General features: G+C 67.7%; 12 protein-coding genes. 1 reads left to right on the top strand and 11 read right to left on the bottom strand.

Translation table 11 applies throughout. The features are described from left to right. Nucleotides 1-320 precede the first annotated feature (320 nt). The 9 genes from H5T74_11495 to H5T74_11535 all read right to left on the bottom strand — a co-directional run bounded on the left by H5T74_11495 (nucleotide 321) and on the right by H5T74_11535 (nucleotide 10,492). Nucleotides 321-1,400 (bottom strand): acyl-CoA dehydrogenase family protein, encoded by a 1,080-nt coding sequence (locus tag H5T74_11495; GenBank protein MBC7230998.1) that lies wholly within the window; start codon nucleotides 1,398-1,400, stop codon nucleotides 321-323. Between the two features lie 248 nt (nucleotides 1,401-1,648). Then, nucleotides 1,649-3,145 carry a B12-binding domain-containing radical SAM protein gene (locus H5T74_11500; protein ID MBC7230999.1) on the bottom strand — a complete coding sequence of 499 codons (1,497 nt, stop codon included), beginning with the start codon at nucleotides 3,143-3,145 and terminating at the stop codon, nucleotides 1,649-1,651. A 142-nt stretch (nucleotides 3,146-3,287) separates the two neighbouring features. After that, nucleotides 3,288-4,661 carry an NAD(P)/FAD-dependent oxidoreductase gene (locus H5T74_11505; protein ID MBC7231000.1) on the bottom strand — a complete coding sequence of 458 codons (1,374 nt, stop codon included), beginning with the start codon at nucleotides 4,659-4,661 and terminating at the stop codon, nucleotides 3,288-3,290. A 69-nt stretch (nucleotides 4,662-4,730) separates the two neighbouring features. After that, nucleotides 4,731-5,015, bottom strand: a complete 285-nt coding sequence (locus tag H5T74_11510) for a MoaD/ThiS family protein (protein ID MBC7231001.1) — start codon at nucleotides 5,013-5,015, stop codon at nucleotides 4,731-4,733. Nucleotides 5,016-5,018: 3 nt separating this feature from the next. Beyond that, nucleotides 5,019-6,173: an acyl-CoA dehydrogenase family protein gene (locus tag H5T74_11515; protein MBC7231002.1), complete on the bottom strand. Its 1,155-nt coding sequence runs from the start codon at nucleotides 6,171-6,173 to the stop codon at nucleotides 5,019-5,021. Nucleotides 6,174-6,390: 217 nt separating this feature from the next. After that, the gene (locus H5T74_11520; GenBank protein MBC7231003.1) at nucleotides 6,391-7,530 is read right to left on the bottom strand and encodes an acyl-CoA dehydrogenase family protein; all 1,140 of its coding nucleotides are present in this window, start codon (nucleotides 7,528-7,530) and stop codon (nucleotides 6,391-6,393) included. Nucleotides 7,531-7,626: 96 nt separating this feature from the next. Beyond that, a complete protein-coding gene (locus H5T74_11525) occupies nucleotides 7,627-8,409 on the bottom strand; it encodes an enoyl-CoA hydratase/isomerase family protein (protein MBC7231004.1) in 783 nt (260 codons plus the stop codon). 236 nt (nucleotides 8,410-8,645) lie between these two features. Further along, nucleotides 8,646-9,533 (bottom strand): enoyl-CoA hydratase/isomerase family protein, encoded by an 888-nt coding sequence (locus H5T74_11530; protein ID MBC7231005.1) that lies wholly within the window; start codon nucleotides 9,531-9,533, stop codon nucleotides 8,646-8,648. A gap of 74 nt (nucleotides 9,534-9,607) precedes the next feature. Beyond that, complete coding sequence (locus H5T74_11535) at nucleotides 9,608-10,492, bottom strand: 3-hydroxyacyl-CoA dehydrogenase family protein (GenBank protein MBC7231006.1); 885 nt, start codon at nucleotides 10,490-10,492, stop codon at nucleotides 9,608-9,610. A 386-nt stretch (nucleotides 10,493-10,878) separates the two neighbouring features. Between H5T74_11535 and H5T74_11540 the strand changes: the two genes are divergently transcribed. Continuing rightward, entirely contained in the window at nucleotides 10,879-11,157 is a 279-nt protein-coding gene (locus H5T74_11540; protein MBC7231007.1) for a hypothetical protein, read from the top strand. Between the two features lie 263 nt (nucleotides 11,158-11,420). On the opposite strand, the gene ade is transcribed toward H5T74_11540, so the two are convergent. Both ade and H5T74_11550 read right to left on the bottom strand, forming a co-directional pair. Next, nucleotides 11,421-13,121, bottom strand: coding sequence for an adenine deaminase (ade, locus tag H5T74_11545; GenBank protein MBC7231008.1), 1,701 nt, complete (start codon nucleotides 13,119-13,121; stop codon nucleotides 11,421-11,423). 122 nt (nucleotides 13,122-13,243) lie between these two features. Continuing rightward, nucleotides 13,244-14,257, bottom strand: a complete 1,014-nt coding sequence (locus tag H5T74_11550; protein ID MBC7231009.1) for an alcohol dehydrogenase catalytic domain-containing protein — start codon at nucleotides 14,255-14,257, stop codon at nucleotides 13,244-13,246. Between the last annotated feature and the right edge of the window lie 180 nt (nucleotides 14,258-14,437).

The following is a 14,437-nucleotide window of genomic DNA, read 5'->3' on the forward strand; positions in this document are numbered from 1 at the left end:
TTCCCCGGCCCTGAAAGACTCGCCCGCATATATGCTCGGCATATTTCCCCGCGCGCCGCGCCGGAATGATCCCCGTCACTTAACAGGTTAGCAAAAAGCATGCCCCTGACCCAAGTTAAGCGGTGCTGCCGGGCCACCCGCAGCAAGGGCTCGCGGCGGAGCCTTCGAGGGTCCGGTCACGCTCCGAGGTGATTCGAACACGTCTCCGGGGATGCTCGGGGGAGGATCGGCGAATCCCGGGGAGGCGGGCGAGCATCCTCCTTCCGCCGCCCGGCCCCGTCGCGCCGGGCACGCCCCCTCCCCGCCCCTCCCGCCGCGGCCTAGAAGAGCAGCTTCTGGAACTGCCAGTCCAGGAGGGAGCGGCCCACCTCCAGCAGTCGGAGGTCCCGCTCCATAGCCAGCATGGTCTCGTCCCTGGGCACCCTGGCCTCCTCCACCGCGGCGCGCATGCTCTCCACCCACTCCGGCAGCGCCTTGCCGAAGAAGAGGAGGAGCTCCATGCGCTCCCGCCCGTTCTCGGTCTCGCCGAAGGTGAGCTCCAACAGGCGGGAGCCCAGCGCCCGGTAGGCGGTGAGCTCCACCTTCCTCTGGGCCAGCAGCACCCGGAGGTCGGGCGAGATGGCGTCGGGATCGAGGCTCGACACCGTCAGGTGATGCCAACGCTCCAGGTAGGACACGAGGACCGGGATCAGCGCCGTCCTCTCCCAGATGAAGAGGGAGCGGGAGATCTTTTCGTGACCCCATCCCTCCGCGCCGAGGAGATGGTCCCTGGACACCTTCACCCCGTCGAGGATGACACGGCCGTGGGGAGCGGTGGGAATATATCCCAGCTCCACCTCCTCCACCCGCACGCCCGCCGCCCTCTCCACCACGAAGGCGGAGAGCCCCTCCTTCCCCGCGCCGGGGTCGGTGGCCGCCACCACCAGGAAGACGTCGGCCACGGGGGCGTTGGTGACCGGGCTCTTGACCCCCTGCAGGGAATAGCCGTCCCCGCTTCGCGCGGCGGCGCTCCGCATGCGCGCGGGATCACCGCCCGATCCTTCCTCGGACACCGCCGCCGCCCCGATGTAATCGCCGCCGCACAGGGAGGGCAGGTAGCGCTCCTTCAGGCGCTCCGACCCGAACACCTGGAGGGGATAGGCGCAGAGGATGACGTGGTCCACCAGGCTGAGCGCAAGCCCCAGATCGAGGCTCTCGCCGGCGAGGAGGGAGGCGCACTCCACGAACTCGCTCATGCCGGCCCCCCCGCCTCCGTAGCGTTTCTCCAGGGCCATGCCCACGATGCCGGTATCCGCCATGGCCCTCCAAAGCCCGCGGTCGAAGGCGCCCTTCGCCGCCCTGTCTCCGAGGCTGCCGAAGATCCTGTTGCGCGCGAAGGTCCTCAGTTCCTTGGTGTTCATGTCGCCTCACCTCTCAGGGATCTCTCCTCCCCTCCGCCGCGGCCGGTGCCGCGCGTTCATCACCCCTATCATATCCGTAGCCGGGAAAAAACGGCAAACCGGGGCGGTGGGGCTTCAGGCGCGGATGGCGTCGTTCAGGTACTGGGTGTAGTCGATAAGCTCCTGCTTGCGAGGGGAACTGCCGCCGCGCGGCCGTGGAACACGAGGGATCGGAGGCGGAACATTAACGGACCGGGTATCCCGGGGCTTCAGGCGCGGATGGCGTCGTTCAGGTACTGGGTGTAGTCGATGAGCTCCTGCATGGAGGAGAACTCCTCCCCGGCGAAACAGAACTCCTCCGACCAGCGGTTGAGGCGCAGGCGCTCCCGCTCCTCCTCTCCGAAGGTCTCCAGGAAGGTCTGGTAGAGAGCGGTGCCCCGGAAGACCACCAGCGGGAAGAAGGTGGCCTCGGTGATCCCCTCCCGGCGCAGTGTCTCCACCGTCCGCTCCATGCTCGCGCGGCTCTCCCCCGGCAGCCCGGCGATGAAGGTGAGGATGGGGGTCATACCGTGGGCGCGCACCGCCCTGGCGGCAGCGAGGATCTCCTCGCGAGTGGTGCGCTTCCTCACCACCTCCTTGAGGATGCGGTCGTCGAAGGACTCCGCGCCGATGGCCACGCTCCCGAAGTTGCTCTCGCGCAGCCCTTCCAGCACCTCCGGGGTCAGGGAGTCGGCGCGCGTCTGGATGTGGTAGGTGAAGGGGAACTCCCTGACCGTCTCCAGCAGCGCCCTGAGGCGGGGGCGGTTGAGGGCGAAGGTGGCGTCCCCGAAATAGAAGCTGCGATCCCCGGTGGTGAAGTGTTCCCAGCAGTAGGCGAGCACCTCGCGCACGTACCCCGGGGAATGGAAGCGCGTCTTCCTCTTCCACACCGCGGGATCGAGGCAGAAGGTGCATTCCTCCGGGCAGCCGCGGGAGGTCAGGAATCCTCCCCCGGGGATGTAGTCGTCGAGGGGGTTGAGGGCTTTCAGGATGCGGTGACGCGTCCCGATGGCGAACTCCTCGGAAACGGTGTAGATATGGGGGAAGCGGTCGATGTCCCTCTCGCGTTCCCGATCGGGGTTGTTCACCACGCGGCCTCCGGCGTCGCGCCAGGTGAGGCCGGCGATATGGGAAAAATCCCCTTTCCTCCCTTTATCGCGCAGCGCTTGCAGCAGCTCCAGGGCGGTCCACTCCCCCTCGCCCCGCACCACGAAGTCCGCGGCGCCGTCCTCCATGATCTCCCGGGGATGCATGGTGGAATAGACTCCCCCCGCCACCAGCACCGCTTCCGGCACCAGCTCCCGCAGGCGCTTGAGCATCTCGCGGGCATGCAGGGCGATGTAGTAGATGGAGATGGGGAAGAGAACAACCTCAGGCTGCGCTCGCCGCAAAGACTTTTCCAGGTTTTCCCTCAACATCCGCAGCGCCTCTTCCCCGCCGACGGGAGCCGTGGAAAGGGCGTCGTCGGGGAGGCCCTCCTCGCTCTCCACGAACCACCTCCGGTCGTCGAAGACGTCGGCCACCAGGTTGATGACCTCGACCTCCACGCCCCTGGCCTTGAGAAAGGCGGCGACGTACATGGCCCCGTACTCGGGCACCAGCAACGCCTTGTTGCGGACGGCCCAGTAACGCACCTGCCAGAGAGGATGCGGCCTGGTCTCCATGAGCCCGAACCCCCAGGCATCGGAGATGATCGCCGTGCGGAGCTCCCGCCTTACCCGGGACATGGCGTTTCCTCTGCTCCCTTCTATCCGTAACCGGCCCGTGGCCTGCGCGACCACCATGATAACACGCGCGGCGGAAAGCGGGTTGAGACACGGGCCGCGGAGCCCGCCGCGGCCCGTCAGGACGGGGAGATCTCCCTTACCCTCATCCCAGGATGCGCTCCACGCACAGGATGGCGGAGCGCGAGGCGCCCTCTATGGCCAGTCCCCTTCCCAGGTAGGTGTCGCCGGCGAAGAAGAGGCCGTCCACGGAAGGGGCCCGCACGTCGGGCTTGAAATCCCCCGTGAGCCCGGGCTTGCGCGCCAGGCCGTCGCACCCGGTGGTGAAATATGGCAGGGCGAACTCCACCTCGCCGTCCTCGAAGGAGTAGAGCTCCTTCACGTCCTCCCAGTGCTGCTCCATGAGGCGGGCCAGGTTGAACTTGTCCTCCAGCTCCCACGGCTCGGCCACGTTGTCGGTGACCAAGAGGTAGCGGTCGGGCGGGGCCACCCCCGGGTCGAAGGCGGTGGGGGCGAAGGCCTGCAGGGGCAGCCCGGTGCGGGGCGACTTCAGCGCGGACATGAACACCGTGCGCTCGTAGAGGGGCCGCCGGGTGGCGATGATGTAGCCGAAAAGGCCCGTCCGCTCGCCCCGGATGTCCTCGATGCGCTTCAGCCACCAGCCCGGCAGAGGGGAATAGCGGCGGTCGAAGTCCAGCACCTTGTCCAGGTGCCAGATGGGGAGGGCCAGCACCACCAGGGGCGCCGTCACCAGGTCGGTGGAGACGAAACGCCATTCCCTGGCGATGGGGCTGGCTCCCCTGCGGGCCACCCGGACCCCGGCCACCTTCCTGCCCTCGAAGACCACCTGCTCCACGCGGGCTCCCAGCCTGAGCTCTCCTCCCATTTCCTGGAAGGCATCCACCAGGGGCCCGATGACCCCCCACATGCCGCCCCGGGGATAGGCGGCGATGAGCACCGCCCTGCCCTTGATCAGGGCCTCCCTGGCGATGTAGAGGCATTCGCCCGCCGACTGCTCCCTGGCGTCGGGTATGGTGGTCATGATCATGCTCATGTTCTCCCATACCTCGCGCAGGCTGCCCGCGAGGTCGTTGCGGTCCAACCACTCCTCGAAGGAACGGTTGTCCCAGGCCTTGAAATCGGGCTCGCCCATCTCCGCGATGTCCTTCATGAGGGCGATAAAGCTGGCCTTCTCCTCGTCGGTGAGCTGGATGAAGCTCTGCATGTCCTGCCACTTTCCGTCCTCGTAGAGGTCCAAGGTCACGGAGAAGGCGGCCCATTCGATCTCCTTGCCCACACGGGCGCCGAGTTCGTGGCAGTAGCCCTTCTTGCCCATCTCGATCATGTGCAGCCCGATGTCCACGCGGTATCCCCCCGGCAGGTCGTAGGACTGCATGCGGCCTCCCGCCTTGGGATACATCTCCAGCAGCAGGGTCTTCTTTCCGGCCTGCTGCAGCTGCGTAGCCACCCCCAGGCCGGCGATGCCCGCTCCCACCACGATCGCGTCGTAATCGTACATCACGCCTCCCTCAGCCTCGTCCCCCTCCCAGGAACAGATCGGGGGTCGTCGCGGACCCCCGTTGCCGTCTCATCCTCCCGCCATGCGGGAGATGATGAACACCTCGTCGCCGTCCCGCAGGGCCTCGCCGTCCTCCAGGAACGGCGCTCCGCGACGCGCGGCCCTGATGACGGGATGGAAGCGCTTGTTCTCCGCGTCCCACATCTGGGGCGGCATGCGGTGGCCGAGATCCTCCCCCACGCGGCGCAGGAGGTCCGAGACCGCCGTTCCCTCGGGCAGCTCGTACCTCCTCTCCTTCACCCCCGCGTGGTGCCGGACGATCCCGGTGAGATGGACCGTTACCTCTATACCCATCGGTCAGAACTTGCCCATGAGCAGGCGGCTGATGATCATCTTCTGGATCTCCGAGGTCCCGGCCCCGATGGTACCCAACTTGGCGTCGCGCAGCGTGCGCTCCACGGGGTACTCGCGGATGTAGCCGTAGCCGCCGAAGATCTGCACCGCCTCGTTGGCCACCTTGAAGGCGCTCTCGGTGACGAAGAGCTTGCACACGCAGGCCTCCATCATGGCCGGGATGCCCTGGTCCTTCATCCAGGCCACGCGGTAGACCAGGAGGCGCGCCGCGTCAAGCAGGCACTTCATCTCCGCGATCTTGAAGGCCACCGCCTGGAACTTGCCGATGGGCCTCCCGAACTGCTTCCTCTCCTTGGCGTACTCGATGCAGCGGTTGATGTTGCACTCCATGCCCCCCACCGCCGGAGCCACCATGATGGCGCGCTCCCACTCCAGGGTGGCCTTGCCCACGCCGTAGAAACCCTCGCCTTCCGCGCCCAGCAGGTTCTCCGCCGGCACCCGGCAGTCGTTGAAGGCCAGCTCGGCGGTGGGAGAGGTGCGGTTCCCCATCTTGTCCAGCTCGCGGCTGACCTCGAAGCCGGGGGTATCGCGGTCCACGATGAAGGCGCTGATCCCCGCGCCTCCCTTCTCCTTGTCGGTCACCGCCATCACGATGCATAGGTCGCAGATGGGGCCGTTGGTGATGAACATCTTGGAGCCGTTGATGACGTACTCGTCCCCGTCCCGCACCGCGGTGGTCTTGATGGAGGCCGCGTCGGAGCCGGCGTCCGGCTCGGTGAGGCCGAAGCAGCTCACCTTCTCCCCGCTGCAGATGCCCGGGAGGTATTTCTTCTTCTGCTCCTCCGTGCCCATCACCCAGATGGGCACCGCCCCGATGATGGTATGCGCGCCCCAGGACAGGGACACGCCGGCGTCGCCTCCCCCCGCCGCGAAGGCGTCCATGGCGATGGCGGTGTCCAGGGCCCCCGCGTCGGAGCCGCCGTATTCCTCCGGGAAGGGGAGACCCAGAAGGCCCATTGCTCCCATTTTCTTCCAGCCGTCCCAGAAGAACTCGCTGTTGCGGTCGTACTCCTCGGTGAAGGGCGCGATCTCCTTCTCCGCGAACTCCTTGACCTCCTTGAAGAAGGCCTTCTGCTCCTGAGAGAGTTCAAAGTCCATGCTCAACCTCCTCTTGCCTCTTCCGTTTCTCCGTGGAGAACCCTCCCTGCCTGCATGCTCATTCCGGCTCCGCCGTGGCCGTCCCCGAACCGCTCCCCGGGAGCCGCCCGCGCCGCGCGGCGCACGTCGCCGGACACACAAGCATCATAATGTGCACGCCCCTACGCCCGCGTCAAGGCCCTCCCGGCCGACGCGGGCGCCGCATCCGGGTCGTACGCTAACTGCCCAGGACGCTGCGGGCCATGACTATCCGCTGGATCTGGTTGGTACCGTCCCAGATCTGGTTTATCTTGGCGTCGCGCATGTATTTCTCCACCGGGTAGTCCCGCATGTAGCCGTAGCCGCCGAAGACCTGCACCACGTCGGTGGTCACGCGCATGGCCATGTCGGAGCAGAAGGTCTTGGCGTAGGCGGCCTCGCGGGTGAAGGGCATCCCCCGGGTCTCCATCCATGCCGCCTTCATGTAGATGAGCCTGCCCACCTCGATGTCCATGGACATGTCGGCGAGCATGAACTGGACCGCCTGGTTCTCGGCGATGGGGCGCCCGAACTGCACCCGCTGACGCGCGTAGTCCACCGCCGCCTCGAAGGCGGCGCGCGCGATGCCCACCGAGCCCGAGGCCACGTTGACCCGCGCCTTGTCCAGGGTGATCATGGCGATCTTGAAGCCCTGCCCCTCCTCTCCCAGGCGGTCCTCCGCCGGCACGCGGCAATCGGAGAGGATGACCTCCGAGGTCACCGAGGCGCGCACCCCCATCTTGCGCTCCTTCTTGCCCCCGCTGATGCCGGGGTTGTCTTTGGGCACCAGGAAACAGGAAAGCCCGCGCACCCCCTTCGCGGGGTCGGTGGTGGCGTAGACGGTGGTGAGGTCGGCGATGCCGCCGTTGGAGATGAAGCACTTGGTGCCGTTGAGGACATAGGCGTCCCCCTCACGTACCGCGCTGGTCTTCACGCCCGCCGCGTCGGAACCCGCCTCCGGCTCGGTGAGGGCCATGGCGGCCAGCGAGGGGCGCGAGGTGAGCTCGCAAAGGTATTTCTTCTTCTGCTCCTCGGACCCCGCCACCAGCAGGGGGGTCACCCCCAGGCCGTTTGCTCCCAGGATAGTGGCGAACCCGCAGCACCCCCAGGAGAGCTCCTCGTTCACCAGGCAGGCGGTGAGGAAATCCATGCCCTGGCCGCCGTACTCCTCCGGCACGTAGAGGTAGGTCAGGCCGGCTTTGAAGGCCCTCTCGATGAAAAAGTCGGGGTATTTCTCCTCCTCGTCGTATTCCGCCGCCACGGGGCGGATCTCTTTCTCCGCGAACTCGTGGGCCACCTTGGTGATGGCCTTCTGCTCCTCGCTCAGCTCAAACGAGATCATGCTGCATTCCTCCCCTTGTGGTGTACGGGCACGGCAAGAACGTGCCTCCGGTATCCCGTGTTCGTGGTCAAGACCGGCGCAGGACGCGCGCGCTCAGCGGCCCCTGAACTGCGGCTTGCGCTTCTCCTTGAAAGCGGCCATCCCTTCCTTCTGGTCCTCGGTGGAGAAGAGGAGGGAGAAGCACTTGCGCTCGTATGCGAGGCCGGAATAGAGGTCCAGGTTCATGCCCTCGTTGACGCAGGCCTTGGCGCAGGCCAGGGCCACGGCCCCGTTGCGGATGCAGCGCCGCGCCAGCTCCCTGGCCTCCGCCATGAGCTCCTCCACCGGCACCACCTTGTTCACCAGGCCCATCTCCAGGCAGGTCCTGGCATCGTAGAAGGAGCCGGTGAAGATCATCTCCTTGGCCCGGTTGGGCCCCACGAGGCGGGGAAGCCTCTGGGTGCCGCCGGCGCCGGGAATGATCCCCAGGGTGATCTCCGGCATGCCGAATACGGCCGTCTCCGAGGCCACGATCATGTCGCAGACCAGGGCCAGCTCCGTGCCGCCCCCCAGGGCATATCCGCTCACGGCGGCGACGACCGGCTTGGGGATGCGTTCCAGCTTCTCGAACCCCGACAGGTCGGCGCCGTAGGCGTTGAGCATGTCGGGGGCGTACTTGCCGGCCATCTCCTTTATGTCGCCTCCCGCCGCGAAGTTGTCCTCGCCGCCGGTGACGATGACCGCCCGCACGCCCTCGTCCCTGGCCAGCATGTCCGCCGCCACGCCCAGCTCCGCGATGAGCTCCAGGTTAAGGGCGTTCTTGGCCTCGGGGCGGTTGAGCCGGATGGTGGCGATGCCCTCGTCGTCCGTTTCCACCAGCAGGTACTTGAAATCCATGCGACCTCCCGTGATGTCTTTACCCTCCAGGGACAAAAGCGGCGACCCGTGATCACGGGCGCTCTGGCGATATATCGAGGATGCGGCGCCCTCCGCGCCGCAGATCCCGCTCCGCGGTCTCCCGCCGTGCCGCCGTGCACCCGTCCTCGCATCCCTTGACCGTACGGCCGGCGGTCAGCCCGCGCCGAACCGGGGCACGCGCTTACGCGGTCTATAACCCCGCCGGGCACACGGCGTTACTCGAAGATGGTGTCTCCCTCTCCCGCTTCCCTCTCGCCCTCTTTTCTTCCGACGGCGGCACCTCTCCCCCCCTCCGCTTCGGGCGCGGCCTCGAGGGGAGCGTTCCCTCCGCCCTCCGCCCCAGCCTGCGCGGCATACCTCCTCAGGGAGGCTGCCGGCTCGCCGCTGGCGAAGCAAGTGGCGAAGCATTCCGCCTCGTGTTCCAGCCCTCTCTCCAGAGGCAGGTCTGGGGCGCGTCTCAGACAGCGCTTGGCCTGGTAGAGGGCCAGCTTGCCGCAGCTCGCCAGCCTCCGCGCCAGTTCATCCGCCTCTCTCTCCAGGGCATCCTCTCCGGTCACGCCGTTTATCAGTCCCCATTCGGCGGCCTCCCGGGCGGAGAGGATGCGGCCGGTGAGCACGAGCTCCTCCGCGCGGCGCAGCCCCACCAGGCGGACCAGCCTCTGGGTGCCTCCGCCGCAGGGGATCATGCCCAGCCTGGCCTCGGGGAACCCGAACCTTGCCCGGGGGGAAGCCAAGGCGAGGTCGCAGGCCAGGCACAGCTCCAGCCCCGCCCCCATGGCCACCCCGTTCACGGCGGCGATGACGGGGAGAGGCGAATCGGCAACGCGCCCCACCACGGCCTGCAGCTCTCGGCAGCGCCGGCGCGCCGCCAGGGGATCGCTCCCCTCCAGTCCCGACATCTCCATGCCCGCGCAGAACGCCTCGCCCGCGCCCGTGATCACCAGAGCCCTGATCTCCGGGTCCGCCTCCAGCTCGCCCAGGGCCCTCCACAGGGCGCGCAGGGAATGCGGGGAGAGGGCGTTCATGCGCCGGGGACGGGAGAGGATCACCCACCCCGCGGGCGGCCTTTTCTCCAGGACTATCCCGTCCTTCTCCTCGCCCACCTGTTCCCCCGTTCGCCGCGCGCCGCCGCGGACCGCCGCGCGGGGCGGTCCGCAGCCGCGCCTTCAGGCCATGCTCAGACCTTCCAGTAACTCTCCTGCTTGCCGCTGGAATAGTCGTAATATCCCTTCCCCGTCTTCCTCCCCAGCAGCCCGGAGGCGATCATGCGGTGGATAAGCGGCGGGGGGAAGTACTTGGGGTCTCCGGTGTCGTTGTATATGGCCATGCAGGCATTGGCCAGCACGTCGATGCCGGTCATGTCCGCGAGCTCCAGGGGACCCATGGGCAGGTTGTAGCCCAGGCGCATCGCCTTGTCGATGTCCTCCGGCGTGGCCACCCCGGCCTCGAGCATCCTGGCCGCCTCCATGCCCATGGGCAGGTAGAGGCGGTTGGCGATGAAGCCGGCGTGGTCCTTGAGCACGCGCACCGTCTCCTTGCCCACCGACTGCGCCCATTTCTCCGCTATCTCCATGGTCTCCTCGGAGGTCTGCAGGCCGCGGATGATCTCGCAGAGGCGCATGAGGGGCACGGGGCTGAAGAAGTGGGTCCCCACCACCTTTTCCGGGCGCCCGGTGGCGGCGGCGATGGAGGAGATGGGGATGGCGGAGGTGTTGGTGGCCAGGATGGTATGCGGGGGACAGACTTCGTCCAGCTTCCCGAACACCTCCTTCTTCACCTCCAGCTTCTCGAAGACCGCCTCCACCACCAGGTCGGCGTCGGAGGCGTCGGAGAGCTCGGTGGTGGTGGAGAGGTTGGCCAGTGCGGCGTCATGCTGCTCCCGGGTTATCTTCTCCTTGGAGAGGAACTTTCCCAGGGAGGACTTGATGGCCTCCATGCCCCTGGCGGTGAACTCCTCCTTCACGTCGTGCATCTTCACCTTGTAGCCGGCGAAGGCGCTGACCTGGGCGATGCCGCTCCCCATGAGGCCAGATCCTACTACGAAGACGTTCTTGATCTCCATTCCTCCCTCCTTCAGCACTGGAAATCTCCGGCACGGACATGTACACGGTGCATGAAAACCCCTCTACGGACCGCTCCGCCGCCGGCGGCGTAAAAAGTATAACACAGGGCACTTACGCCGGTAACGTCTCCCGGACGGCGCCGATACGCCTTAAAACGCCTCCTCCGGGCCGGGGGCGGGCGAAATGGGCTATCATGTGTTATGAAGCGGGGGATGCAGGAGGCCCTCGAAGGGACCCGCGGCCCGGCGGCGCGGACAGGAGGGCAACCCTCCCGAGGCTAGGAGGTGAGCCGGCCTTGAGTGAAAAAAAGAGCGTCGGGGAGCGTCCGGGATCTCCGGGATTCCTACCGGCTATCCGGGTACCCCGAAAGGCGGAGGCGAGGCCGTTGTCTATGAAACGCCTCTCGGGAAGCGCCGCCGCGGAGGCCTTCGAGGAGGCCCTCACCGGCATGAAGTCGGCGCGGCTGCAGCTCGGTACCTTCTCCCACCTCAGCGGGGATATGGGGGAGTACCTCGCCCCGCTGCGACGCGCGGCCGAATCCGCGACGTCCTTTCTCTCCCGCAGGGGCAACGCCCTGATGGTGTCCGCGGTGTTCATCTCCTGCGCCGGGCTGCTCGATCTGGCGCGCGGCTGGATGCGCATGCGCTCGCGCATCCCCGGATGAAGGAAAGGGCATCCGCGCGCGGGAAAAGCCCCTCCCCCGGGGGTCCCGGCATGGTAACGATCGCCGTGTAAGTGGCCTTCGACCCCACCGCCTCGTTCCCGCAGATGTTGCCCCGGCCGAGCGCCGCCGGGACGGGAGAGGCGCATCCCGCCCGACCCGGCGCGCGAGAGGAAGAGCATGCGCCTTCGCATCCCCCGGAGGAAAAGGCCTGTTCGCGACCCGGCGCCCCTCCGGACGGCGTGTCCTTCCTACGCGGGCCGCGTTCACGGGAATAGAGGCGTGTGAGAGAAGGTCCCCACGTCGAAGAGGCCCCGGTCGGTTATCTTCAGCTCCGGTATCACCGGCAGGGCCATGAAGGAGAGGGTCATGAAGGGCTCCGCCAGCGGGCACCCCAGGGAACGCGCCGCCTCCTGGAGGGAGGCCACCCGCTCCTTAACCTCCTGCAGGGGCAGGGTGGACATGAGCCCGCCGATATCCAGGGGGAGCTCCGCCAGCACGGTCTCCCCTCTTACCACCACCTGTCCGCCTCCCATCTTCTCCACGGCGCGCGCCGCCGCCATTATCTCGCCGTCCGAGGCCCCCACCGCCAGCAGGTTGTGGGAATCGTGCGCCACCGTGGAGGCCAGGGCTCCCTCCCGGAGCCCGAAACCGCGGATGAAACCCACCCCCACGTTGCCGGTCCCCCGGTGACGCTCGAACACGCAGATCTTGAGCAGGTCGCGGAGGGGATCGCTCACCGCCATCCCCTCCTCCACCTTCGGCCGCTCACGCAGCTTCGCGGTGATGATCTGGTCCGGGATGACCCCGATGACCAGCATCTCCTCTCCTTCCGCCCGCACGGCGAGGCTGCCCGCCTTCTCCCAGGCCACGCGCATGGCTCCCGGCGCCGGCGGCACCGGCGCGAGGCCGGGGAGGAAGCGGCCGTCCTCGGCCACCAGGGCTCCCCCTTTGTAGACCTGCCTGACGCGGAAACCCCGGAGGTCCTCCAGCACCACCAGGTCGGCCCGCATGCCCGGCGCTATCGCCCCGTATCCGCGCAACCCGAAGCGTTCCGCCGTGTTCAGGGTGACCATGCGCAACGCGGCGAGGGGGTCCAGGCCCAGCGCCACCGCCCTGCGCAGCAACGCGTCCATGTGCCCCTCCTCCAGGAGGTCCTTCGGCTGACGGTCGTCGGTGACGAAGATGCAGCGCCCCTGCGAGGCCCCTTCGGCGACGGGAAGGAGCGCCTCCAGGTTGCGCGCCGTAGATCCCTCCCGGATGTAGATGAACATGCCCTTGCCCAGCTTCTCCGCGGCCTCCTCCGCCTTCACACATTCGTGGTCCGACTGCACCCCGGCGGCGATGTAGGCGTCCAGAGCCGCTCCCGAGAGACCCGGGGCATGGCCGTCGACGGGAAGGCCAGCGCAGGCGGCGAGCTTGGCCAGCACCGCGGGGTCCCCGTTCACCACCCCGGGGAAGTTCATCATCTCACCCAGCCCCACCACCGCCTTCTCCTCCAGGAGGGGAGCGAGGTCCGCTGCCTCCAGGACCGCCCCCGCCGTCTCCATGGGGGTGGCCGGGACGCAGGAGGGAAGCATGACGAACACGCTAAGGGGCAGGCCTTCGACCGCCCTCATCATATAGCGCAACCCCTCCACGCCGAGGACGTTGGCGATCTCATGGTAGTCGGTGACCACGGCCACGGTGCCGGAGGGGACCACGGCGCGGGCGTATTCGGGCAGACTGACCATGGAGGACTCGATATGCACGTGGCCGTCGATGAATCCCGGGCAGAGGAAGCCGCCGCCCAGATCCACGCGCTCCCTCGCCCGCCGCTCTCCGAACCCCGCTATCCACCCGGCGTGGACGGCCACGCTCTCCTTCACCACCCTGCCCCGGAAGACGTCCACCACCCTCGCCCCGGACAGAAGCAGGTCCGCCTCCGCGTCGCCTCGCGCCACCGCCAGCAGGTCCTCCGATGCCATGCACCTACCTCCTCTGCTCCACCATCAGGGATGGTGAAAAGAATCCCGTCCCTCGGCGCCCCGGGCCACGTCTCGTCGGCTCCGCGGCGCCGAGGCTCCTGCCCGCCGCCCGGCTCCCGCAGTCAGATCACCGGTTCCTCTTCCAGCTCTCCCGGCCGCCTGAGGCCCTCCGCCGGGTAGGTCTTCATCTCCAGGATCACCTTGAGGGCCTCGTCCTTCATGGCGTAGTCGAAGGCCTGGAGCCCCATCTCCAGGGGGAATCTGCGGTCCACGAGCTCCTGCACCTCCACCAGCCCCCTCATGAGGGCGCGGATGGCGGGCTCGAAGGGTCCGCAGCGGGAACCCACCACCTTTATCTCGTCCACCACCAGCCTGGAGATGTCCACGTTCAGCGATTCCAGGTAGGTGCTCTTCTGCACGATGGTCCCCCCGGGGTCCACCAGCGAGCGCGCCAGCTCGAATCCCTCCGGCCTCCCCGTGCACTCCACGACCACGTCGAAACGCTCCTTGAGGTCGAGGTCGTCCCGCAACGCGGTCCTTATGCCCAGCCGATCCAGTATCTTGAGCTTGTGGGGAAAACGCCCGATGGCCAGCAGCCGGCAGCCGGTGAGGCGCAGCACCTGGGCGGCGAGCAGGCCCAGCTTCCCGTCGCCCAGCACGGCGACGCCGATCCGCGGGCTCACGTGCACCTGCTCCAGGATGCGGAAACACGCCGCCAGGGGCTCCACGAAGACGGCGGAGTAGAGCGGCAGGGTATCGGGCACCAGGTGCAGGTTGGCCACGGGAAGGGCCACGTATTCGGCGAAGACGCCGTCGCGCCCGCTGATGCCCAGGGTGGTGCGCTGGGAGCAGTGGCCGGTCTTGCCCTCGATGCACATGGGGCACACTCCGCACCAGCAGTTGATCTCCCCCACCACCCGCTTGCCCACGAGCTCGGGGTCGTCGGCGGCCTCCACCACCCCTACGAACTCGTGCCCCATGATCCCCTGGAAATGCATGTAGCCGCGGACGATCTCCAGATCGGTGTGGCAAATGCCCGCGGCCATGACCTTTATGAGCGCCTCCCCGGGCCCGGGCTCGGGCCGCTGGAGGTCATCCCTCAACTGCAAGCCGCCATCGAAGTAAATGCCTAGCATCCTTTCCAGCTCCCTCCGTTCACCTCGCCGCGATCATCCCCCCGATATCCCGGCACGGGGCCACCCGCGGCGCTGCGGCGCGTGCCTTTCCGCTCCGCGACACCCCCTGCCGCAGCCGCCTCCCGCCGGGGAGGGAGAAGCGAGCCCGTCACATGCGTCCCCGACGATGCCTCACGCTCC

The sequence above is a fragment of the Actinomycetota bacterium genome, assembly GCA_014360645.1.
In the GTDB taxonomy this organism is placed as follows: Bacteria; Actinomycetota; Geothermincolia; order Geothermincolales; family RBG-13-55-18; genus Solincola_B.

Coding starts and splice junctions, on each gene's coding strand:
- H5T74_11550 (MBC7231009.1), bottom strand. CDS start 14,257: ATGCTAGGCATTTACTTCGATGGCGGCTTGCAGTTGAGGGATGACCTC.
- H5T74_11495 (MBC7230998.1), bottom strand. CDS start 1,400: ATGAACACCAAGGAACTGAGGACCTTCGCGCGCAACAGGATCTTCGGC.
- ade (MBC7231008.1), bottom strand. CDS start 13,121: ATGGCATCGGAGGACCTGCTGGCGGTGGCGCGAGGCGACGCGGAGGCG.
- H5T74_11510 (MBC7231001.1), bottom strand. CDS start 5,015: ATGGGTATAGAGGTAACGGTCCATCTCACCGGGATCGTCCGGCACCAC.
- H5T74_11525 (MBC7231004.1), bottom strand. CDS start 8,409: ATGGATTTCAAGTACCTGCTGGTGGAAACGGACGACGAGGGCATCGCC.
- H5T74_11505 (MBC7231000.1), bottom strand. CDS start 4,661: ATGTACGATTACGACGCGATCGTGGTGGGAGCGGGCATCGCCGGCCTG.
- H5T74_11535 (MBC7231006.1), bottom strand. CDS start 10,492: ATGGAGATCAAGAACGTCTTCGTAGTAGGATCTGGCCTCATGGGGAGC.
- H5T74_11500 (MBC7230999.1), bottom strand. CDS start 3,145: ATGTCCCGGGTAAGGCGGGAGCTCCGCACGGCGATCATCTCCGATGCC.
- H5T74_11515 (MBC7231002.1), bottom strand. CDS start 6,173: ATGGACTTTGAACTCTCTCAGGAGCAGAAGGCCTTCTTCAAGGAGGTC.